Source organism: Bradyrhizobium sp. Arg816, assembly GCF_029989365.1.
Taxonomy (GTDB): Bacteria; Pseudomonadota; Alphaproteobacteria; order Rhizobiales; family Xanthobacteraceae; genus Bradyrhizobium.
The window spans coordinates 31411-52732 of record NZ_JAPRAQ010000009.1 but is presented as its reverse complement, the minus strand read 5'-3'; the positions used below and the strand labels follow the sequence as shown (position 1 = coordinate 52732).

The window sequence follows — 21322 nt, the reverse complement described above, 5'->3', positions numbered from 1 at the left end:
CCATGAAGCGCGCCTGATGGCACGCGCCTTGCCTCCTTACATTGAAGATCTCCCGCAAAAGAGGCATCGATGAACGCATCGTCTTTCGACATCAGCCGCCGCGATTTGGTGCTCGGCGGCCTTGGCGCGGCCGGGCTGACGGCGATCACGCCCTCCTTCGCCAGGGCGCAGGGGCGTGCCGAGACGCTGCTGGTGGTGCAGGAGCTTGGGCCGAACTCGCTCGACATGCAGGGCGTCGGCTCCAACCAGACCGTGAACGGCCTGTCCTGGAACTGCTACGATCGCCTGCTGACCTATGCCTCCAAGACGCTGCCCGATGGGACGGTGTCCTATGATCGCGAGAAGCTCGCGCCCGAACTCGCCGAGAGCTGGGAGGTCGCCGCCGACGGCATGTCCTGCACCTTCAAGCTTCGCAAGGACGCGAGATTCCACGACGGCACGCCTGTTACCGCCAAGGACGTCAAATGGTCGTTCGACCGTGCCGTGAAGGTCGGCGGCTTCCCGACCTTCCAGATGTCCGCGGGATCGCTGGAGAAGCCCGAGCAGTTCTTGTTGGTCGACGACCACACCTTCCGCATCGACTATGTCCGCAAGGACAAGATGCTGCTGTTCAACGTCGCCGTTGTCGTGCCCTTCATCATCAATTCCGAACTCGCCAAGAAGAACGCGACGGCGGAAGACCCCTGGGCGCTGGCCTGGCTCAGGACCAACGAGGCCGGCGGCGGTGCCTACAGGATCGAAAGCTGGAAGCCCGGCAGCGAGACCGTGCTGGCCCGCTTCGACGACTGGAAGAGCGGACCGCTGCCGAAGATCAAGCGCGTGATCGCGCGCGACGTCCCCTCGGCCGGCACGCGCCGCGCGATGCTGGAGCGGGGCGATGCGGATATTTCCAGCGGATTTGCGCCGCGTGATTTCGAGCAGATCATTCGGGAGGGCAAGGTCAAGGTATCAGGCGTGCCGATCCCGAACGCGCTCTGGTACGTCGCACTCAACACCGCGAAGCCGCCGTTCGACAATGTGAAGCTACGGCAGGCCATCGCGTGGGCGATGCCTTATGAGCAGATCCAGAGCAGCGCGTTCTTCGGCCGCGCCGTTCCCATGTATGGCGGCGCCGCCGATGTCTCGAAGCCGGTCTGGCCGCAGCCGTTTCCCTACGTCACCGATCTCGACAAGGCCAGGGCGCTGATGAAGGAAGCAGGCTTTGAGTCCGGCCTGGAGACGACCTTGTCGCTCGACACAGGCACTGCGACCGTCGGCGAGCCGGCCGCGATCCTGATCCAGGAAAGTCTCGCCAAGATCGGCATCAAGGCGGGAATCGAAAAAATCCCCGGCGCGAACTGGCGCACGACGCTGAACAAGAAGGAGCTGCCGCTCGCGCTCAATCGATTCAGCGGCTGGCTCGATTATCCCGAGTACTATTTCTACTGGAATTTCCACGGCAACAATTCGATCTTCAACATCTCGTCATACCAGAACAAGGCGATGGACGCGCTGATCGACAAGGCGCGCTTCACGGCGGATGCGGCGGAATACGACCGGTGCGTGAAGGATTTCATCGCGCTCTGCATGCGCGACGTTCCCGTCGTTCCGCTCAACCAGCCGATCCACGACGTCGCCATGCAAAAGGCCATCACCGGCTACGAGTTCTGGTTTCACCGCGAACCCGACTACCGCCAGTTCGCGAAGGGCTGATGCCGGTCGACAACGCGGACGACGTCTGAGGCGGCCCGCACCTGCTCCGTCGGGAAGCCCCGCGCCAACCGTGCCTCGCTCGTGCGCAGCATCGCCGCGTCGAGCTTGCCCTGCCGCGCCCCATCCAGCGCGCAGGCGAACACCCGGTAGAATTGCGCACCGTCATAGGCAACCAGCAGCAGATCGACGCCGGCGTTGATCGCCTCGACCACGGCTTTACAGACGTCGTGCTGGTAGATCGCACCCATCACGAGGTCGTCGGTCATCACCATGCCCTGGTAACCCCACTTGTCGCGGATGATGCCGTCAATGACGCGTTTCGAATGCGAGGCCGCGCGATCGGGATCGACGGTCGTGAGCGTCACGTGCCCTACCATGAGCGCGCTGCGCGAATGCGACAACACCTCGCGGAACGGCAGCCAGTCGGTTGCCTCCAATTCCCTAACCGGCGTGTCGAGCTTCGCGCTGAAATGATGCGTGTCGGTACGGACGCGGCCGATGCCGGGAAAATGCTTCAGCGTAGCACCGACGCCTGACTCTTCCAGCCCGCGCACATAGGCGCTCGCGATCGTGCTGACGACGGCAGGATCGGTCGCAATCGCGCGCTGGCCGATCAGCGTGTGAAAATCGAGGCGATTGCGCCGAACCGGCGGCTTGAGGTCGAGTACCGGCGCGAGGTTGAGGTTGACGCCGAGCCCGGCGAGCTCGCGGCCATGGATGCGGCCGAACTCTTCGGCCTTGGCCTGCTGTTCGTCGGGAGCGAGCCCGCTGAGCGTCGCCAGCGCCGGTACCTTCGTCAGCGGCGGCGCGAGATGTCCGACGATGCCGCCCTCCTGGTCTGCCGCAACCACCAGCGGCGGCAGGCCGCCACCCGCCGCTTGTCCTGGAGCGCCGCGATCTCGGTGCGCAACGTCTCGACGGTCCGGCCGCGGATGTTGCGCCGGGTCACATAGACGCCACCGATCAAGCCCTGCTCGGCAAGGCGCGCAACCTCGGGAAAGGAGGAATAGCCCACCATGAAGTGAGGTCCGAGCTGACGGGCCTCGGTGGCGCTCGCGGCAAGCACATCGTGCTTGCGCAGCTCGAACTTCAGATGCGCCGCCGACATCAGGACCGGCGGCAGGCACCAGAGCACGACGAGCAACTTGCCCGCGATGGTACGCCACCGTTCTCTGCGCAGCAGGACGATGACGATCACGATGCTTGCGACGACAAGCGCGAGGTTTCCTGCGCCGCGCAGTGGGACCAGATAGGGATCGTTCTTGTTGGCCGCCACGAATGCGATGAGCGGCGCGGCCGGCCAGAGCAGGACGAGACCGATACGACCGAGGAATTGCATGATGTGTCACGCGCTATAGGAGTGGCTAATGCTTCGCACCTATCAAAGCGAATCACGCTGCGCGAGAGGCAAACGCGCGCCTGCACGAAAACTGCAAAAGACTCCTGAAACCGTGCAGACGATGGTCCCGCCTTCTGCACAAGCGCCGTTCAGACTTCGTGATGCCACCCATCACGAAAGGTCATTTGGACATGACGAGCCTGGCTTCAACGATAGCAGAGGAAATCCAGCCGATCAGGCATTCCTCGATCCCGGCCAAGGTCGGCCTCGCGCTGGTGCTGGCCGCGCTCGCCGACTGGCTATTCTACGGCCAGCGGATCGGGCTGTCGCTGACGCTCTTTGCGATCGCGATGGCCTGCGTGTCGGTGCTCTTCAATCATGCGGCCCTGGATCTGCGGCGCGCCATGATCGGCACGGCCATTCTCGTCGCCGGCCTCGTGCCGGCCGTCGAGGAGCTCAACATGCTGTCCTTCCTGATCCTCACCATGGCGCTGGCCATTGCACTTCTGATCGCGACCAATCCGGAAACGACCGGGTTCGCTGAGCGTGCCCGCGCGCTGCGCAACTTTGTCCTGTTCGGGCCCTTCAGGTTCTTCCTCGAGGCGCTCCAGGTCTTCAACATGTCGGCGTTCACCCGCGGCCTCGCGCTCTGGCTGATGCCCGCCGTGCTGAGCACCGTCTTCGTCGCGCTGTTCGCTGCGGCCAATCCGGTGATCGAGCAGTGGGTGTCCCTGCTCAATCCAAAGCTCATCCTCGCATATGTCAGCATCCCGCGCATACTATTCTGGGCCATGATGCTGGCGCTGGCTTGGCCGTTCATCCATGTGCGCTGGCGGCGCAGGACGATTGTCACCACCGCCGTTGCCGACGGCCCCGTGCCGCCCCCGCTCCCGCCCTTGGTCTCGGCCGAATTTCTGAACCCCTCCACCATTCTGCGCTCGCTGATCCTGTTCAACCTGCTGTTCGCGGCGCAGTCCATTCTCGACGGCATCTATCTCTGGGGCCATGTGGCACTGCCCGACAATTTGACCTATGCGGCCTACGCCCATCGCGGCGCCTATCCGCTGATAGCGACCGCGTTGCTCGCCGCCGCCTTCGTGCTGGTGGCGATGCGCCCGGGCGGGGCAACCGAGAAATCGAAGGTGATCCGGCCGTTGGTCTATCTCTGGGTCGGGCAGAACGTCCTGCTCGTCGCCTCCTCCATCCTTCGCCTCGACCTCTATGTCGACATCTACATGCTGACCTATTGGCGGATCGCCGCCTTCATCTGGATGGGGCTGGTGGCGCTCGGGCTGGTCCTGATCGTGGCGCGCATCGCGCTCAACCGGTCCAACCAGTGGCTCGTCGGCGCCAATCTGATCGCGCTGACGATCGTGCTCTATAGCTGCTCGCTCGTGAACTTCGATGCGTTCATTGCCGACTACAATGTCGCCCACAGCCGGGAAGCATCGGGCAAGGGCGTGCAGATCGACATCAACTATCTCCTGACGCTCGGGCCGCAGGCGCTGCCTGCCATCGACAAGGCCATCTTGCTCCGACCCGGCGCCCCCGAGAGCTGCCTTGTGTCGCGCCGCGACCGCCTTGTAGAACAGCAGCGCCAGGATCTGGCCTGGCGGAGCTGGGGCTTTCGGAGCTGGCGGCTCCAGCGCAGGCTGGACGCGCAGGCGAAGGATCAGCAGGCAGGCTGAGGAAGCGGAGAGGTTCTTGGCGCATCGCATTCTCATCGTCGACGACGAGGGCCACATCCGCGAGGTCATCCGCGTCGCCTTGAAGAAGGCCGGCATGGACGTGATCGAGGCGCGCGACGGCAAGGAGGCACTCGCCCGCTTTGCCGCCGACAAGCCCGACCTGATCGTGCTCGACATCGGCATGCCCGAGTTCGACGGCCTCGACGTCTGCCGCGATATCCGCAAGAGCTCCGACGTGCCGATCCTGTTCCTGTCGGCGCGCGACGAGGAGATCGACCGCATCCTCGGCCTCGAGATCGGTGGCGACGATTACGTGACAAAGCCGTTCAGCCCGCGCGAACTGGTGGCGCGGGTCAACGTCATCCTGCGCCGCCTCAGCCCGCGCAATGGCGAGGCCAAGGCCGGGCCGGCCGCGCTGTCGCAAGGCGGTCTCCTGATCGATCCCGAGCAGCACGTGGCGTCCTTCTCGGGCACGCCGTTGAAGCTGACCGCGATCGAGTTCGGCATCCTGCGCGCGTTCCTGACCCGGCCGACCTCGGTGTTCAACCGCGAGCAGCTGATGCGGGCGGCCTATCAGCTCAACATCCAGGTCTCCGACCGCACCATCGACAGCCACATCCGCAACATCCGCGCCAAGCTCGCGGCGCTGGCCTGCGAGAACGTCATCGAGACCATCCACGGTGTCGGCTTCAAGCTCGGCCGCTGCGAGAAAGAGGCATGAGCGCAGCGCCGGACAAATGGCGGCCGTCGCTCACCCTCGTGATTTTCACGGTGCTGGCGACCGTCGGCGTGCTGCCGCTGGTCGGCCTGTTCTTCTTCCGCCTCTACGACAACCAGCTGATCCGCCAGACCCAGGCCGAGCTGATCGCGCAGAGCCGCGTGCTTGCGACGATCTATGCGCAGGAGGTCACGGCGCGGCTCGACAACGGCCTGACGCTCGGCGCCGAGGTGCCGCCCAACGTGCTGCCCGACCCCGGCGACCAGGTCACCCCGATCCGTCCCGCGCTCGACCTCACCGCCAACGATCTCTTGCGACGGCGGCCCGATGCGCAAGCCGCTCCGCAGCCGGCGCAGCCAGCCTATGTCGAGATCGGCGCAAGGCTGACGCCGATCATCCGCGAGACCCAGAAGGTGACGCTGGCAGGCTTTCGCATCCTCGATCCGCAGGGCGTGGTGATCGCCGGGCGCTACGAGGTCGGGCAGTCGCTGGCCCATATCGAGGAGGTCGCGGACGCGCTGCACGGGCAATACCGCGCCACCCTGCGCAACCGCGTCCCGGATCGGCCGCCGCCGCCGATCTATTCGTTCAGCCGCGGCCTCGGCGTGCACGTGTTCTCGGCGATGCCCGTCATCGTCAACAACCGCGTTGCGGGGGTGATCTACACCACGCGGACGCCGAGCAACATTTTTGACCATCTCTACCAGGAGCGGGCCAAGTTCGTGCTGGCGGGGCTTGCCGTGATCCTCGGCACCATCGCGATCGGCCTCGTGTTCTCGCGCACCATCACGCTGCCGATGCGCGAGCTGATCGACCGCGCCGCGCGGATCGGCCGCGGCGATCGCGAGGCGTTCAGGCCGCTCCGGCATTACGGCACCCGCGAGTTCGCCCAGCTCTCGCACAGTTTTCTCGGCATGGCGGAACAGTTGGCGCGGCGCTCGGACTATATCGCGACGTTCTCGGCCCACCTCACCCACGAGCTGAAATCGCCGCTGACCTCGATCAAGGGCGCGGCCGAGTTGTTGCAGGATTCGTATCAGGGCAAGGCCGACGGCCTGACGCCGGCCGAGCAGAAGACGTTCATCGCCAACATCCTGTCGGACACCCAACGGCTCGAGGCAATGGCGCAGCGGCTGCGCGAGCTCGCCCGCGCCGAGAGCCTGCCGCAGAACGAGCGCACCGAGCTTGCGCCCGTCATCGCCGACCTCCGGAGCCGCTTTCCAGCCAGCTCAATCGAGGCCAGCGGCCGCCTCGATCGGGCGATCGGCATGTCCGGCGAGAAGGCGCTGATCGTACTGTCGCATCTCGCCGACAACGCGATGCGGCACAAAGCCGGGACAATCAGGCTGGAGGCGGTGGACGGGCGGACGACCCTGCTTGTGACGGTCAGCAATGACGGCGAGCCGATTTCGGCGCCGAACCGCGACAGGATCTTTGATGCGTTCTTCACCACCCGCCGCGACCAGGGCGGCACCGGGATGGGGCTGGCAATCGCGCGCGCAGTGATGGCGAGCCATGGCGGCTCGATCAGGCTCAAGCCGACTGACGAGGGCGCGGCCTTCGAGCTTCAGTTTCCCGCAGCCTAAATGGCAAACACCCAGGCGGCGACGATGGTGCCGATGGTGACCAGACCAGCGATGGTCCAGCCGGCGGCATATTCCAGCTCAGGATGACCGGTCGCCCGCATGATCTCTGCCGGATCGGCGGTATGCTTCTCTGCCATGACAGCCTCGCACGTTTTTTTCCGTGTCCTATGTAAGTCGCATCAGCCGCCATTAGGTTCCATCACGGAAATGCGAGCAATGACGCAGCTTGGTTTATTCGCCGCCCCGCAAGCCGGCCCTGCCGGGCTTCGCTATACCGATGACTTCGTCGAGGCCGCCGTCGAGCAGGACTTGATCGGCCGCATTGCAGCATTGCCATTGCAGCGCTTCCAGTTCGGCGCCTTCGAGGGCAACCGCCGGGTGGCGTCGTTCGGCTATCGCTATGACTATTCGCTGCAACGGCTGGCCGAGGCCGAGCCGATCCCGGACTGGGTCCTGCCCGTCGCGCGGCAGGTCGAAGCCTGGGCGGGCCTCGCCGATGGCAGTGTCCGGCAGGTGCTCTGCACCGAATACGACACCGGCGTCGGCATCGGCTGGCACCGCGACAAGCCGCATTTCAAGGAGATCCTCGGCCTGTCGCTGGGCGCTCGTTGCAAATTCCGCTTTCGCCGCCGCAGCGGCGACAAATGGGAGCGCCACGCGCTCGAAGCCCTGCCGCGCTCGCTCTACATGATGGACGGCGAGGCGCGGTCGCAATGGGAGCACAGCATCCCGCCGGTCGAGGCACGCCGCTATTCCATCACCTTCCGGACGATGAAGCGGGTGTAACGGCCGGTCCAAAACTAAAACTGCGAAAACAACCCCATGCACAGTAGAACGCGCGGCCGGCATGCGACCGCGGTCGCGCGCCCCAAATGTTTGACCCGTCGGACCAAAACAGCCGCGCCGCGCAATCGCCGCGCGATTCGCGGATTTTCCCTTCAATTGCGGGCCAGGGGCAAGACGTCGGCGGAAGAGAAGCCGCCACTCGACTCTCCGCAAGATTGTAAGTTAATCTCGCTTCTATCGGCCGGCCAATTTTTAGCCGATGTTGCAGCATTTCAGGGCGGCACGGCGCCGTCCCGGCAGAAGACATTTTCAAGGGAGGCTCGCGATGCGTTCGCTGTTTGCGCGGCTGCACCGGCGTTACGGGCCCAGGATTTCGGGGGCAGAGCGCCAGCGGCGGGTCAAGGACAAGCTCGCCCTTCAACCCACCCCGCCCGCGATCCGCTCGCCCACCGCGCTCCGCGCGCTGGCGGTGCGACGCCCGAAAGTCGCGATCATCGGCGGCGGCTTCGCCGGCCTGATGGCGGCCTCCGAACTCGTCGCGCATTGCGAGGTGACGCTGTTCGAGGCCCGCGACCGCTTCGGCGGCCGGGTTCTCAGCAAGAAGAAGCCGAGCGGGATCGTCGAGGCCGGCGGCGAGCTGATCGGCTACAACCATCCGCTCTGGCTGAAATATGCCAAGCGGTTCGAGCTCGGCCTGTCCGTCATCACTTCGGACACCAATTTCGACGCGCTCGAGCTCGACATGCCGTTGTTTCTCGACGGCCACAAGCTCTCCGACGGCCAGATGAAGCTGGTCTATCACGAGATGGACGACGCCTTCCGCAAGCTCAGCCGGTGGGCCGGCAGGGTCAAGCCTCACAAGCCCTGGCGCACCAAGGGCGCAAGGAAACTCGACGCCAGGACGATTGCGGAGTGGATCGCCAGCCTCGACTGCTCGAAGCTCACCATGCACGCCATGGAGGAGCAGTTCTCCAACGATGCCGGCCAGCCGACCACCGAGCAGAGCCTTCTTGCCAATCTGACCGTCGTCGCGGGCGGACGGATGAAGAACCAGATCGACGCCTTCTTCACCCAGACCGAGACTTTGCGCTGCTCGGAAGGCAATCAGGAGCTCGCCATTCGTCTCGCGCAGGACATCAAGGACAAGGGCGCCAGCACCCACCTGTCGACGCCGGTGTGCGCCATCCGCATCGACGGCGAGGGCGTGACCCTGGAATTCGGCCCCTCCGGCAACGGAACGGCACGCGCGTCCTTCAACGCCGATTATGCCGTGCTCGCGATACCCCCGAGCCTGTGGCCGGACTCACCGGACGCCAAGATCACGATCACGCCCCACCTGCCGCACGACTACTACGTCACGATGGGGACGGCGGTGAAATATCTCAGCCCGCTCAAGAAGCGCTTCTGGATCGGCGAGGGCCTCGCCCCGACCGCCATCTCGAACCAGTTCGGTGTCACCTGGGAAGGGACGGACAACCAGATCGCCCCGCCGGAGCACCCGGTCGAGCTCAGCCTGTTTGCCGGCGCCGACGTCGCGGCGGAAGCTCTCAAGCATTACAAGCCCGGGGACCAGACGCAGGTCGACGCGTTCTACGCGCAGCAGATCGGCAGCGTCTACAAGGGCTATGTCGCACATCTGGCCGATCAGCCGGAGTTCATGGCCTGGCCGCGGGACGAATGGACCGCCGCCGGCTACTCCTGTCCCGCCCCCGGCGAGATCTGCCTCGCCGGGCCGCTGCTGGCCAAGGGCTTCGAGGACCGCCTGTTCTTTGCCGGTGAGCACACCTGCTTTGCCTATTTCGGTTACATGGAAGGCGCTCTCCAGTCCGGCCAGACGGCGGCGGCCGCGATCATCAAGGCCATCGACAAGCAGCCTGGAGCGCAGGGCTCTGCCAGGACCAGCAATTCTGTCATAGGCTCCGGGCGCCTTGCGGCATCGAAGCCGTGACCGAAGAGGAGCGGCGCGAATGACATTCACGACAGGGGCCCGATCCAGGAGTTGGGCCCGCATCGTCTCCGCGCTCGCTTTTGCCGGCGCCTTCAACGCCGCCGGGGCCTCGGAGGCAACGCCTGCAAAAGTCTCGGGCTCGACGGCGCTGGCGCTCGCGGGCGTGATCGCGCCGCTGTCGCCGGACCTGACCGGCGCCGAGAAGAAGGCGGTGGCGATGCTGTTCGCCGCCAATGCCGAGATTCCCTACAAGAAGCCGATCGTGGTGACCGCGGACAGCATCGTCTGCCGCACCGGCAATGTCGACATCACGCTACGCAACTGCGAGCTGGCCTTCGGCAAGAAGAGCAGGACCGTGAACGGCTCGACGGCCAATGAAATTTTCGCGACAGAAGCGCTCGCCGGCATTCCGTCCGATGGTGCGGCGGGATCGAACTTCGAGAGCCTGAGCAAGCTGAGCTGCACGATCGACCCCAATGCCATCCGCCGGAGAGACGGCAGCGGGGCCGACTGCACGTTCCAGCCGGGGAATTGAACTGCGCATGGGCAAGAACATGGGCAAGAAACCGGGTGCCGTGAAATCGCCTCAAGACCAACTAACTAATAAGGCGAATTGAAAAGACAGGCCAAACGCGCGAGCCCATATCGGGCACGCAGGCCGGCACCAACATACCAACATGAAGAATTATCTCGCTTTTTTTCTCATCCTGGGCATGACGGCAGCCTCCGCACACGGTCCGTCGCCGGCGCGGCTCACACGGCCGTCCGATCTTGTCCGGGTGGGGCTCACCGACAACGACACGACCGCCGGTGGCACCGCGCGGCTGTGCGAGCAGATCTCCTTCTCGCGCGGGCTGCGCTACGGCGAGAGCGAAGCCAACGTGCTCGACGTCGCCACCAGCAGCGAGACCAAGGCGGATACGCCCCGGCCCGTGCTGCTGTTCGTGGGGGGCGACACCTTTACCGGCGATCGCGGCGCGCCGGACCTGTCCCGCGAGATCCAGGACCAGGCGATGTGCTTTGCCGCGCGTAACGGCATGATCGGCGTGCGCGTCAGCTATCGCTTTGCGCCCTCGGCAACCTGGCCGATGGGTGCGACCGACGTCGCGGCGGCGCTGTCCTGGGTCCACGGCAATATCGACCTGTTCAATGGCGATGCCCGCGAGATCGTCGCGGTCGGCTACGGCGCCGGCGCCTTCCATGTCGCCACCTTGCTGGCGCATCCCGAGTTCCAGACCGACCGGGCCGACGTCGCGGCCGTCGTGCTGGTGTCCGGGATCTACCGCGCTGGCAAGGACGCGAACGACAGCGAGAAGGCCTATCTCGGCACTGATGCAACCCAATATGACAAGCGGTCGGTCTTCCCCGGCATCCTCAACGTCGACGCGCCGATCGTGCTGGCTTGGGCCGCGAATGATCCCGCGAGCCTCGTGGCGCAGGGCGAGACCTTGAAGAAGACGCTGTGCGGCGCCGGCCACTGCCCGCGCAGCGCGCTGCTGCGCAGCCGCGACGGTATCGCCGCCGCCTTCGGCCTCGACGGCTCCGGCGACAGCCTCGCCGAACCGACGCTGCTGCTGGTGCATCAGCTCGAGGCGCGCGGGCTGCCGTAGCGGCGCGTTGCGGGCGGCGTGCCGATCCACTCGCACCTTTTGCTGAGCTACCCCTCTCCCCCGCCCTCCCCCGCATCCGCCTTGGCCAAGGCTACGGCGGACAAGAGGGGGGAGGGCTAGGGAGAGGGGTGCCACACGGGGACTCTCTCAGAGAAGACTGCCGGAGCCCGTCAACACGGCTGTCGCTTCGTTCGACTGCGATGCGTCGCCTTGAAGCGGGCGATCAAGCCACAGGTTTGACAAACGCTTGACGTAGATCAAGCGGACTTGGTGCGGATTGAGCCGACCTCTTGGAGGGGCCAATATCAAGGTATCGAGCATGCGCGTCATCGGCAGGATGCTGTTCGTTTCGATGATCGCTATCGCGTCGCTTGGCGCGATGTCCGAGCAACGCGCCGAGCAACCCGCGAACGACGACGAAATCCGCATCGGCAATGTCATGCCGTATTCGGGACCGCTCTCGGAATTCGGCGCCATCGGCCAGGCGGAAGCCGCCTATTTCGACATGATCAACGCGCGCGGCGGCATCAACGGCCGCAAGATCCGCTTCATCACGCGCGACGACAATTCCGATCCGGCCAACGCGCTGGAGCTGACGCGCAATCTGGTCGAGAAGGACGACGTGCACCTGATGTTCGGCTCGTTCGGCACGCCCGGCAATATCGCCACGCGCTGGTACCTGAACGAGAAGAGAATCCCGCAGCTGTTCGTCGCCTCCGGCGACGAGGAGCTGAGCCAGGCCAAGGCGTTTCCCTGGACCATGGGCTGGCAGCCCTCATTCCGGTCGGAGGGGCGCATCTATGCCAACTATATCCAGGCCTATTATCCCAAGAAGAAGATCGTGGTGCTCTGGCAGAACGACCAGTTCGGACGCATGCTCTACAGGGGCATCCAGGAAGGTCTTGGCGACCTGAACCGCCTTGTCCTCGTCGACATCGCCTTCGACATTGCCGATGAGCATCTCGAAGGGCACGTCTCGATCCTCAAGCGCGCTGGCGCCGACATCTTCGTCTTTCTCGGCGTGCCGTCGACGGCGTCCAAGGTGATCAAGCTGGCGGCGTCACTCAAATGGCGCCCGGTCATCATCGTCAACGACGCCTCCGCCTCGATCGCCAACGCGATGGCGCCCGCGGGCCTGGAGAATTCGGCCGGCGTGATCTCGGCGGCCTTCCTGAAGGATCCGAGCGACCCCGCATGGAAGAACGACCCCGCCATGAAGGACTGGTTCGCCTTCATGGACAAGTACCACCACGTCGAAAGCACCAACAACACCGCGGCGCTCTATGGCTACGCCGCAGCCGAAGCGCTGACGCAGGTGCTGAAGCAATGCGGCGACGATTTTTCGCGCGAGAACATCATGAGGCAGGCGGCCTCGCTGAGGGATCAGCAGCCCTCCGTTGCCTTGCCCAACATCAGGATGAGCACCTCGCCGAACAGCTACCTGCCGATCAGGCAGATGCGGCTGGTGCAGTTTGACGGCAGGTCGTGGCAACCTTTTGGCGATGTGATCGAGACGGCGTTTACGGAAGGGGCGGCGCGGTAAGCTTCACGTGGACGTGGGTTGGTGCAGCGCGGCGTTCAAGCACGCACCTTTTGCTGGGCCCCCCCTCTCCCCCGCCCTCCCCCGCAAGGGGGAGGGAGCGCAGTGTGCCGCGCCGTGAGGGCTGGGCTCAGAAGCTCAATGAGTTCACAGAACCAAATCCAACCGCACGCTCAAATGCGTTCCCTCCCCCCTTGCGGGGGAGGGTTAGGGAGAGGGGTGCCACACGGCGCGCTCTCAAGAGGAGTCACGCAAGACTGCGCGCGCCGTCTCACGCCGGCTTCAGCGAAGCCAGCGCGCTTTCCAGTAGCGAGCGCACCCGCGCCGCATCGCCTGACTTCACCACGGCGGGGTCGAGATAGAGCTCGAGGCCGGGCGCGCGCTCGGTGATGACCCCGCTCCGCTCCGCCGCCGCATCGTTGAGTGCGTCGACCGAATAGGGAATGATTTCGCGGCTGATGCCCTTCATCGTGATCGCGGGCAGCGCGTGCGCGCGAACGATGTCGCTGACCAGCGCAAAGGTCTCGTAGCTCAGCACGATGCCACCGGGCTCGGCGATCGATTGCAGGCGCGCGGCGAGGTTCGCTTCCGCGCCGATGATGGTGTAGTCCATGCGGTCGCTGCTGCCGAAATTGCCGACATTGCAATAGCCGGAATTGATGCCCATGCGCGAGCGGAACGGCTGCTCGATGCCGGAGGCGCGCCACTTCGCATTGAGCTCGGCAAGGCGCTGTTGCATGCGCCAGGCCATCTGCAGGCATGCCTGCGCGTCCGCACGGTCGCCCCTGGTCTCGGGGTCGCCGAAGAAGATCAGCATGGCATCGCCGATGAACTTGTCGATGGTGCCGCCATATTCATGCGCGATCGCCGACATCTCGGTGAAATATTCGTTGAGGAGCTGGGTCAACAATTCCGGCTGAAGCCGCTCCGCGGTCGCCGTAAAATTCTGGATGTCGGAGAAGAAGATCGTCAACTTCTTGCGCTCGGTGTGGATGGTGACATCCTTCTGCCCGCTGAAGATGCTCTTGTAGACCTGCGGCGGGATGTAGCGCGAGATCTTCATCGACAACGAAGCCAGGAAGTCGTTGGCGGATTCGAGCTCCTTGTTCATGCCCTTGATGCGGCCGGCCTGGCGGCGCTGGAGCGAGAGGAACGACAGGCCGCAGCCCGCGGCGATCAGGAAATAGGCCAGCAGGAACTTGAACGAGAAGATGTTGGCGGCGATCGGCTGCGCGATGATCACCTCCTGGATGCCTCTGATATCGCCGACCTTCCAGTCCTTCTTCGGGCTCTCGGGGTGGCTGTTGTGGCAGCTGACGCAGGCCGGGCCCATCCTGACGGGCGCGACCAGCCGGACCTTGTCGGAGAACAGCGAGGTCTCGGTCTCGACGATCTTCTGCTCGGGATCCCTCCGAAGCGCGTCGAGCGCGTCCTTCTCGAATTTGTCGAGCTGGTGCGCGGCGCGGTTCTGGAACGGGAAATCCGAGACGAAGCGGTAGGCGATGTTCTCCTGCTGCGCGCCGATCACCCGTCCGAGCTCCAGCGACAGCGTCGCCGGGATCGGGATCGCACCGGGGACGGATTCGTAATTGTGCACGACCCTGGTGGTGCCATCAGGGTTGGCCAGGATGCGGCCGACCACGTTGGACGCATAGTAGCTGCGCACGCTCGTGATCACCGAGTTGAGGTCGGCGGCCTGCCGGCGCAGCGCGGTCTTGCTGAGGTCGGTCAGGTCCAGCCATACCGCGAGCGGCAAAGCGAGCAGGAGCAAGGCGATCACGGCCCCCGTGAGGATGCCGCTCTTGCGCTGTTCTTCGGAGATCTCTTGTTTCACGCTGTGGCTCCGTCGTGTGCGATCTTGTCGCAAATCCCTGGAATTCGCGGCAAGAGCTTGCGGCGGCACAGAGCCCGCAAGTGCGAGGCCGCGCAACCCCATTTCATGGTGGGTCGCAGCAAATGGCTTTTCGTTTCATGGCGAATGTTTAAGATCGACATTAACCTGCATTCACTCCGCCGGGAGATACTCCATATGACCGAGACCATCCGCATCAGGCGCTTCAACGCGCGCCCCGTGATCGTGCCGATGAATTTGCCGCTCAAGACCTCGACCGGCGCGGTCGCAAAGGCGCCGCTGGTGCTGATCGACTGCGAGACCGACCAGGGCGCGGTGGGACATGCCTATCTGTTCTCGATCACGCCGTCGGCCTTGAAGCCGCTGACGGCGATGGTCACGGAAATGTCAGAGCTCGTCGCCGGCGACGAGCTGCTGCCGTTCGAGATCGAGCGCAAGCTGACCCAGCGCTTCACCCTGCTCGGCCTCGCCGGCCTGCAGCGGCTGGCGCAATCCGGCATCGACATGGCGGCATGGGACGCGCTGGCGCGCAGCAAAGGCCTGCCGCTCACGCGCCTGCTCGGCGGCGCGCCGAAGCCGGTCAGGGCCTACAATTCGAAGGGGCTCGGCATCATGCCGGCGGGCGCCGCGGTGGACGAAGCCCACAAGCTGCTGGCCGAAGGTTTTCACGCCGCAAAGATCCGCGTCGGCCGGCCCGATGCGCGGGAGGATCTCGCCGTGGTGCGCGCGGTGCGCAAGGCCGTCGGCGATCAGGTCACGCTGATGTGCGACTACAACCAGGCTCTGACGGTCACCGAAGCGATCCGCCGCGGCGAGATGCTCGACGACGAAGGGCTGACCTGGATCGAGGAGCCGATCCGCCACGACGACTATGCCGGCTGCGCCCGCATTGCCGATGCGCTCCGCACGCCGGTCCAGATCGGCGAGAATTTTGACAGCGCCTTCTCGATGCAATCAGCGCTGTCCGCGGAAGCCTGCGACTACGTGATGCCCGACGTCCAGCGCATCGGCGGCGTCACCGGCTGGCTCCGCGCCGCCGCGCTCGCACATGCCGCCGGCATCGAGATGTCGACGCATCTGTTCTCGGAGGTCAGCGCGCATTTGCTCTGCGTGACGCCGACCGCGCATTGGCTGGAATATGTCGACTGGGCCGACGCGGTGCTGGCGACACGATTGCAGATCAAGGACGGCTTTGCCCTGCCGGGCGAGGAGCCCGGCAACGGGATTGCGTGGGATGAGGCGGCGGTGAAGAAGTATCTCGCCGGATAAGACCGCCTCTTACGACCGAACAGCGGCAATCATACTCAGCTCGACGGGAGCGCCCCGCGGCAACTCGGCGACGCCGACAGACGTGCGCGTGTGACGACCGCGATCCCCCAAGCGCTCGATCAGCCGGTCGGAGGCCCCATTCATGACTTGCGACTGCTGGGTAAATCCAGGTGCTGAAGCAATGTATCCAACGAGCTGCAGGACCTGGACGATCCTGTCCTCTCCGCCTGTTGCGTGATTGACAGCCGAAATGCAGAGATCGGCGCAGAGAGCAGCGGCCTCCTGCGCGGCCGCGATATCGACATTTGCGCCGACCTTGCCCGCATACAGCAGGTCTTCGCCGCGACGCGGCAGCTGACCACTGACATACGCAATTCCACTATGGATGATCACCGGCAAATAGTTGCCACCGGGCTTGTTCACGCTGCTCATCTCGGAAACCTGCCTTCTCGTCACGTCCGGCGAAGCGACACGTTTCGCCGAACGCCGCAAATTGCATCTCACCAGGCTCGTCGCCGTAATGGATGACCGGACAATGGCAGGCGGAGAGTCACGGATCAAGGCTGCGAAGCATTTGCATGCCGAAGGCGGTGCGCATCCAGCCCGACAAGGTCTCGCCACCGCGCATTGCGCAGCGGCGGCGGGCGCGATAACGATGCCCCCATGTCCACATGGCGGCCCCACCCTCACGTCCGCGTCGTCGCGATCGGCCTGCACTGGCGGGGCGGGCGGCTGCTCGCGGCCGAGGTGCGTGACGATGCAGGACGGATCAAGGGCGTCAGGCCGCTCGGCGGGGAGATCGAATTCGGCGAGAGCTGGCGGACTGCGCTGGTGCGCGAATTCAACGAAGAGCTCGGCATGGACATCACGATCATCGGCGAGCCGCTGGTGATGGAGAACATTTTTGTGCACGAGGGATCGACCGGGCACGAGGTGATGTTCATCGCGGAGGTCGCGCTTCCAGACGGCGCGTTCAGCGGCCAGGACCGCATCGATTTCCGCGAGGATAACGGCGAAGAGATCGTCGCACGCTGGTTCGATCTTGCGGAGCTCGACGTGGAGGGTGGGCCGAGCCTTTATCCGGCGGGACTGAAGGGCTTGCTGCGCGGGAGATAGACCTGAGGACGTCGCTCCCTCCACATCGTCATTGCGAGCGCAGCGAAGCAATCCAGGCTATCACCGTGGAAAGATTCTGGATTGCATCGCTGCGCTCGCAATGACGGAGTGCTACCAAACCTCCGCGCCGGGGATCTTCTTGCGCACCGCCATGCGCTGGATCCAGATGCAACGGCGGACGGATCTGTTGGAGCGGCCGACGGCTGATATCCCCTCGCCGGCCTGAAGCAGTGGCGCCACGTTCTGCCGCAGCACGCGGCAGCGCTGGAGCTCGGCCTGCCAGTCGACGATCGCCGCATCGGCGCATGACGCCATCAGCGCCAGCATTGCCATGGCAAGGCAGCTTACCCGCATCATTTGTGTCCCCTTCACCGTGATCCCCCGGCCTCGCGCCGGTAGCGAAAATCGCAATGGCTGGCGCCTTGCATGATGGTCTGCGTGCGCGTGAGCCTGACGTCGGGACCAAACCCGTCCGCGGTCGCGAAATCGGCGGTGCAGACCAGGAGGAAGCCGAGCTCCGGTTCGCCCAACGCCTTGTAGAACTCGGCATAGGCGCATCGCGTCACGTCGAACGCGAAGGTGTCTTCGGTCTGCGCTACGACGTCATAGGCGAGGGCATCGTCGCGGGCATAGGTCTTGAACGCCGACGACACGGCCTTGCCGAGATCGGTCTTGTTCTCGGTCTCGTTCTTCGTTTTCCAGAACGCCTCACCGAAGCCGCGATAGAGATCGCCGAGCGCCTTGCGCACCAGCGCGTTGGCGCGCGCCTCGCCGAGTTCGGCCTGCAATGCCTTGACCAGCGGCACCAGCACCTGCGCCTGGATTTTTGCTTGCTCGATGACGGAAACGCTCATGGGCAGCCTCGCTCGTCTCTCGTTGCTGCGACTCTTTGGCCCTGTGACCTGGCACACATTTGCGACCATCTTAAGGTTGTATGATGGTCCAGTATAACCGAAGCCGGCCAGGCGCCCGACATTCATTTTGATGATCTCATTTTCGAGCACGGAGAAGGAAGCAATGCTTCGGCCAGTTCGCAGGGCTCGCCAATTTCGCGACCGCACATTTGCTCGAACCGCAAGTTGAAAATCACGATCGATTCACGCAGATCCGTTCAGTATCCGGCCCGACCAACAACGTAAGCCCGATCGATGCACGTAGTCGGCACGCGCGCATGAGCGCGCGTGAACGATGTTGTCATGCCCGGCATCGGGCAGATCACGAGACGCGATCGGGATCACGAGACGCGATCGGGATCACGAGGCGCAATAGCGCAGGACTCACCTGCCAGGACTCACCTGCCCGGACAGCCGGCCCGGGGAAATGCCGGCATCGACAGTTGCAGCATCGCGAGGGATCACCATGGACGAGCCCAAACCACTCACCAGTGCATTCACCAAGACCGCGAATTTCTCCATCCACGAGGTCGATGAAGCATTCAGGGCTGCCGCACGGCCGGCGGCGGCCGCCGCAGCGGCAGCGGCAGCTCCCCCGCCGGTCACCCTGCCGTCGCCCCTCGGTCCGCTTGCGGCCTTCAAGGGCACGTTCACGGGTAGGGGTTTCAACACGATCTTCCGGCCGGAGAGCAAGATCACGCCGACACCGATGCCGGGACCAGTCAACACGACCGATCCCGACGACAACGTGCTGGAGCTCAATCTCACCGACGAGACGCTCTCCTTCGAACCCAGCCTCGGCTCGATCCCCAATCGCGGCTCCAACCAGCAGAGGGACGCATTCCTGAACGGCGTGCCCTATCTGCAGACCATCCGCGACGTCACCACGCAGGAGCCCGTGGGCATTCACTTCGAACCCGGCATCTGGTTGGCGGTGCCCGCCACCACCATTCCGAACGAGCCGTTCACCGTTGCGCGCATGGCATCGATCCCGCACGGCACGACGATCACTGCGCAAGGCACCGCGCTGGCTCCGGTCGCCGGCAAGCCAACCATCGCGGCGATCGACATCACCCCGTTCGTCGGCGGCAATCCGGGCAACAAGATCACATTCCAGAACCAGACCGCGACCAACAACACGACTCGCAGGCTGCCTCAGGATCTGACCGCGCTGATCGCCTCCGGCAGGCTCACCCAGGCCATGATCACCGATCCGAACACGGTGCTGCGCAATCAGATCGCGCATCAGACCATCACGCAGACCATCGTCATCGAGACATCCACGAAGCCCGGCACGCCGCTGTCCGACGGACCGCTGCCGGCCATTCCCTCGCCTGGACCTCATCCCACCGCGCCGAACTTCGCGGGCGGCACCGCGAATATCGCATTCCTCGAGGGGCAGCCCAATCCGCCGCCAGGCGGCGGGAGCGCCAACGCCAACGCCTTCCAGATGGACGCGGTGTTCTGGATCGAGACGGTGGTTTACGACATCGACGTGCCGGCCCTGCCGCCGGGAACGCCGCCGGTGATCCTGCAACCGCGCCAGAGAAGCAACGTGCCGCTGGTTCCGAGCTTTGTCGCCGCAATCCCGTTCGTGCCCAACAAGGGATTCAAGGGCGGCCACGTCAGGGTGGCGACGACGCAGATCCAGTATTCACAGAAGGTCATGCTGGATTTCGCCGGGCTGACCTGGCCGCACGTCTCGGTCGCATCGCTGGTGCCGGCCGCACCCGTGCCGATCCCGGATCATCTGTTGCCGCTGACGTGAGGCGGATGGCGGTGTGACGACGAAGCGCCACGTTCCGCGGCATCGGGACGTGGCCTGAACCAACGCATCCGTGATGCAACGGTGACCGCCGCTCGCGCGATCCTGAAAAGCCGGCGAGACGAACAATGGTATGATCATTGTCATCCAAAAGAGAGATGAACATGCCCCCTTCCAAGATGTCTCGAGGCTCGATCAGGCTACGGCCGTTTGCGCGGCGCCGTCATCTTGCGGCAATTGCCGCAGCGCTGTTTCTCGCGGCGACGGCCTGGTCGGCCGGACCGGCGCTGGCCGCGGCAGATGATGCGGCGGCACGAGCCATCTTCGAAAAGTTCATTGCCGCGCAGAATGCGCACAACGCGGACGATGTGAAGGCCATGCTGTGGAATTCGCCCGGCACGCTGTTGTTTGCGAGAGGCATCGAGACAAGAGGCCGAGATGCGGTCGCGGACCGCTTCAAGGGCTATTACGAGGGCACCTGGCACCTCGAACCCGACATGTCGAAATTCCACGTCGCCGTGATCTCGAACGAGGTCATGCAGGTCCTCGTTCCCATCGTCTTCACGCGCGGCCTTCCCGGCAAGCCAGCCCAACAGAATACGTTTCTGATCAGCCAGACCTACGTGCGGGATGCGAACGGCTGGTCAGTCGCCTCCGTCCTGCCGGTCGCGAACACGGAACTGAAATAGCCGCGATCGAGAATCGTAGCCCGGATGGAGCGCAGCGTAATCCGGGACGGCGTCGGAGAGGATACACCCCGGATTGCGCTTCGCTCCATCCGGGCTACACGTTCGCTTCGCAATTTCGGATTGTTGGGCTTGCCTTGCCGAAGCTCGTGGCGGGCAGCCCGCCTGCGCCCTTTGGGCTTCGGCGTGGCATCCTTCTCTCGCTTTGCGAGCGAAGGATGGTGGGCGCGACAGGGATCGAACCTGTGACCCCTACCATGTCAAGGTAGTGCTCTCCCGCTGAGCTACGCGCCCTAGATATCGTCTAGATCGGGTCGGGTCCCTATAACGGCTCAGGGGAGCCGGTGCAAGGACCGAAGGGAGCCGATTTAGGCCGCCAGCATCTTGTTCACTTCGCTGACCAATTCGCGCAGATGCACGGGTTTGGACAGCACCTTGGCGTTCTTGGGGGCGTCCGAATCCGAGTTCAGGGCGACCGCGGCGAAGCCGGTGATGAACATGATCTTGATGTCGGGGTCGAGTTCCGAGGCCCGGCGGGCGAGCTCGATGCCGTCCATCTCCGGCATCACGATGTCGGTCAGCAGCATCTCGAACGGCTCTTCCCGGAGCCGCTGATAGGCGGCCATGCCGTTGTCGTGGGACGAGACCTGAAAACCAGCGTTTTCCAGCGCCTTGACCAGGAAACGGCGCATGTCGTTGTCGTCTTCGGCGAGCAGGATTTTGGGCATGGCAGGAAACGTCAAATCCCCAGAGGATATCAGCAGAGGTTACTAAGCCCGACAGAGGGTAAATTTGGGGTGAAAATCTTTACCCTGGGCTGGCTGCGCTGCCGGT

19 protein-coding genes, 1 tRNA gene and 1 pseudogene are annotated in these 21322 nt (G+C 64.5%); 13 read left to right on the top strand and 8 right to left on the bottom strand.

Translation table 11 applies throughout. The features are described 5' to 3' along the window. The first annotated feature begins 69 nt into the window (after nucleotides 1-69). On the top strand, nucleotides 70-1692 hold the full coding sequence (locus OWC48_RS22310) for an ABC transporter substrate-binding protein (RefSeq protein WP_282521883.1): 1623 nt from the start codon (nucleotides 70-72) through the stop codon (nucleotides 1690-1692). Here OWC48_RS22310 and OWC48_RS22305 read toward each other — a convergent pair. Then, nucleotides 1668-3031, bottom strand: a pseudogene (locus OWC48_RS22305) (glycoside hydrolase family 3 N-terminal domain-containing protein). The gene OWC48_RS22310 and the pseudogene OWC48_RS22305 overlap by 25 nt on opposite strands. Before the next feature lie 191 nt (nucleotides 3032-3222). Between OWC48_RS22305 and OWC48_RS22300 the strand changes: the two are divergent. The 3 genes from OWC48_RS22300 to OWC48_RS22290 are packed head-to-tail and all read left to right on the top strand — an operon-like array spanning nucleotide 3223 to nucleotide 7023. After that, complete coding sequence (locus OWC48_RS22300; protein ID WP_282521882.1) at nucleotides 3223-4719, top strand: DUF4153 domain-containing protein; 1497 nt, start codon at nucleotides 3223-3225, stop codon at nucleotides 4717-4719. Between the two features lie 16 nt (nucleotides 4720-4735). Next, the gene (locus OWC48_RS22295) at nucleotides 4736-5440 is read left to right on the top strand and encodes a response regulator (RefSeq protein ID WP_282521881.1); all 705 of its coding nucleotides are present in this window, start codon (nucleotides 4736-4738) and stop codon (nucleotides 5438-5440) included. Next, nucleotides 5437-7023: an ATP-binding protein gene (locus OWC48_RS22290; protein WP_282521880.1), complete on the top strand. Its 1587-nt coding sequence runs from the start codon at nucleotides 5437-5439 to the stop codon at nucleotides 7021-7023. The genes OWC48_RS22295 and OWC48_RS22290 overlap by 4 nt, the downstream gene beginning before the upstream one ends. Here OWC48_RS22290 and OWC48_RS22285 read toward each other — a convergent pair. After that, on the bottom strand, nucleotides 7020-7160 hold the full coding sequence (locus OWC48_RS22285) for a hypothetical protein (protein ID WP_007597071.1): 141 nt from the start codon (nucleotides 7158-7160) through the stop codon (nucleotides 7020-7022). The two genes, OWC48_RS22290 and OWC48_RS22285, sit on opposite strands and share 4 nt — an antisense overlap. A 79-nt stretch (nucleotides 7161-7239) precedes the next feature. Between OWC48_RS22285 and OWC48_RS22280 the strand changes: the two genes are divergently transcribed. The 5 genes from OWC48_RS22280 to OWC48_RS22260 all read left to right on the top strand — a co-directional run bounded on the left by OWC48_RS22280 (nucleotide 7240) and on the right by OWC48_RS22260 (nucleotide 12910). Beyond that, nucleotides 7240-7809: an alpha-ketoglutarate-dependent dioxygenase AlkB gene (locus OWC48_RS22280; protein ID WP_282521879.1), complete on the top strand. Its 570-nt coding sequence runs from the start codon at nucleotides 7240-7242 to the stop codon at nucleotides 7807-7809. 325 nt (nucleotides 7810-8134) lie between these two features. After that, entirely contained in the window at nucleotides 8135-9757 is a 1623-nt protein-coding gene (locus OWC48_RS22275) for an NAD(P)/FAD-dependent oxidoreductase (protein WP_282521878.1), read from the top strand. Nucleotides 9758-9776: 19 nt separating this feature from the next. Next, nucleotides 9777-10292: a hypothetical protein gene (locus OWC48_RS22270; RefSeq protein ID WP_282521877.1), complete on the top strand. Its 516-nt coding sequence runs from the start codon at nucleotides 9777-9779 to the stop codon at nucleotides 10290-10292. 142 nt (nucleotides 10293-10434) lie between these two features. Then, a complete protein-coding gene (locus OWC48_RS22265; protein WP_282521876.1) occupies nucleotides 10435-11367 on the top strand; it encodes an alpha/beta hydrolase in 933 nt (310 codons plus the stop codon). Nucleotides 11368-11686: 319 nt separating this feature from the next. Beyond that, on the top strand, nucleotides 11687-12910 hold the full coding sequence (locus tag OWC48_RS22260; protein ID WP_282521875.1) for an ABC transporter substrate-binding protein: 1224 nt from the start codon (nucleotides 11687-11689) through the stop codon (nucleotides 12908-12910). A gap of 268 nt (nucleotides 12911-13178) precedes the next feature. On the opposite strand, the gene OWC48_RS22255 is transcribed toward OWC48_RS22260, so the two are convergent. Further along, nucleotides 13179-14741 carry an adenylate/guanylate cyclase domain-containing protein gene (locus OWC48_RS22255; RefSeq protein WP_282521874.1) on the bottom strand — a complete coding sequence of 521 codons (1563 nt, stop codon included), beginning with the start codon at nucleotides 14739-14741 and terminating at the stop codon, nucleotides 13179-13181. Nucleotides 14742-14936: 195 nt separating this feature from the next. On the opposite strand from OWC48_RS22255, the gene OWC48_RS22250 reads away from it, so the two are divergent. Then, nucleotides 14937-16028, top strand: coding sequence for an enolase C-terminal domain-like protein (locus OWC48_RS22250; protein ID WP_282521873.1), 1092 nt, complete (start codon nucleotides 14937-14939; stop codon nucleotides 16026-16028). A 9-nt stretch (nucleotides 16029-16037) separates the two neighbouring features. Here the strand turns inward: OWC48_RS22250 and OWC48_RS22245 are convergent, their stop codons facing one another. After that, nucleotides 16038-16460 (bottom strand): RidA family protein, encoded by a 423-nt coding sequence (locus tag OWC48_RS22245; RefSeq protein ID WP_282521872.1) that lies wholly within the window; start codon nucleotides 16458-16460, stop codon nucleotides 16038-16040. Between the two features lie 231 nt (nucleotides 16461-16691). Here OWC48_RS22245 and OWC48_RS22240 point away from each other — a divergent pair, with 231 nt between their 5' ends. Then, complete coding sequence (locus tag OWC48_RS22240) at nucleotides 16692-17144, top strand: NUDIX hydrolase (protein WP_282521871.1); 453 nt, start codon at nucleotides 16692-16694, stop codon at nucleotides 17142-17144. A 111-nt stretch (nucleotides 17145-17255) separates the two neighbouring features. Here OWC48_RS22240 and OWC48_RS22235 read toward each other — a convergent pair whose 3' ends face one another. Next, complete coding sequence (locus tag OWC48_RS22235) at nucleotides 17256-17501, bottom strand: hypothetical protein (RefSeq protein WP_282521870.1); 246 nt, start codon at nucleotides 17499-17501, stop codon at nucleotides 17256-17258. An 11-nt stretch (nucleotides 17502-17512) separates the two neighbouring features. Next, the gene (locus tag OWC48_RS22230) at nucleotides 17513-17998 is read right to left on the bottom strand and encodes an L-2-amino-thiazoline-4-carboxylic acid hydrolase (protein WP_282521869.1); all 486 of its coding nucleotides are present in this window, start codon (nucleotides 17996-17998) and stop codon (nucleotides 17513-17515) included. Nucleotides 17999-18503: 505 nt separating this feature from the next. On the opposite strand from OWC48_RS22230, the gene OWC48_RS22225 reads away from it, so the two are divergent. Both OWC48_RS22225 and OWC48_RS22220 read left to right on the top strand, forming a co-directional pair. After that, nucleotides 18504-19805: a heme-binding protein gene (locus OWC48_RS22225; protein WP_282521868.1), complete on the top strand. Its 1302-nt coding sequence runs from the start codon at nucleotides 18504-18506 to the stop codon at nucleotides 19803-19805. Nucleotides 19806-19966: 161 nt separating this feature from the next. Then, nucleotides 19967-20491 (top strand): DUF4440 domain-containing protein, encoded by a 525-nt coding sequence (locus OWC48_RS22220; protein WP_282521867.1) that lies wholly within the window; start codon nucleotides 19967-19969, stop codon nucleotides 20489-20491. Nucleotides 20492-20707: 216 nt separating this feature from the next. On the opposite strand, the gene OWC48_RS22215 is transcribed toward OWC48_RS22220, so the two are convergent. Both OWC48_RS22215 and cpdR read right to left on the bottom strand, forming a co-directional pair. After that, nucleotides 20708-20782 (bottom strand) — tRNA-Val (locus tag OWC48_RS22215). 74 nt (nucleotides 20783-20856) lie between these two features. Next, nucleotides 20857-21216 (bottom strand): cell cycle two-component system response regulator CpdR, encoded by a 360-nt coding sequence (gene cpdR, locus OWC48_RS22210; RefSeq protein WP_007597092.1) that lies wholly within the window; start codon nucleotides 21214-21216, stop codon nucleotides 20857-20859. Between the last annotated feature and the right edge of the window lie 106 nt (nucleotides 21217-21322).